This is a genomic window from Rossellomorea aquimaris (assembly GCF_001877785.1).
Lineage (GTDB): Bacteria > Bacillota > Bacilli > Bacillales > Bacillaceae_B > Rossellomorea > Rossellomorea aquimaris_A.
In genome coordinates this window covers 1-402 of the sequence record NZ_MINN01000034.1, presented here as the reverse complement: position 1 = coordinate 402, position 402 = coordinate 1, and the positions used below count along the sequence as shown (strand labels likewise).

Genomic DNA, 402 nt, shown 5'->3' with positions numbered 1-402 from the left:
TGTTACATCTGTTATGTAGTGTGTTGTCTATTATTGATTGTGTTGGTAGAGTCAAGTTCATCATTTGTGTTGGTCATATTGTGTCTGTATAACTGTGGTGTTAGAGTCTAGTGGTCTTTGTTGTTTTTGATGAAGAAGAAGAAATAAGAGGTAGGAGTATGTAGTGTAGTTTTTTTTTTTTCAAAAAAGGTTACGGTTATGAGGTCCAGGAGCTTTTGGCGTTTTTCCGTAAGACGCTAGACCAGGACGAAGCGACCAATGTCGCCTTGATCGGTGTCGGAAGCCTCGGCAGCGCGTTTTTAAAATACAATTTCCACCGCAATCACAACACGAAAATCATCTTGGCCTTTGATACGAATAGTCCGCCAGAAGGCAAAACCATCAGCGGCATCGATACGTACC

The 402-nt window shown here is 41.5% G+C and carries 1 pseudogene; it reads left to right on the top strand.

Going from position 1 to position 402, the window contains the following annotated elements:
- Positions 1-182: 182 nt before the first annotated feature.
- Positions 183-402: pseudogene (locus BHE18_RS01510) on the top strand (redox-sensing transcriptional repressor Rex); the annotation flags it as partial.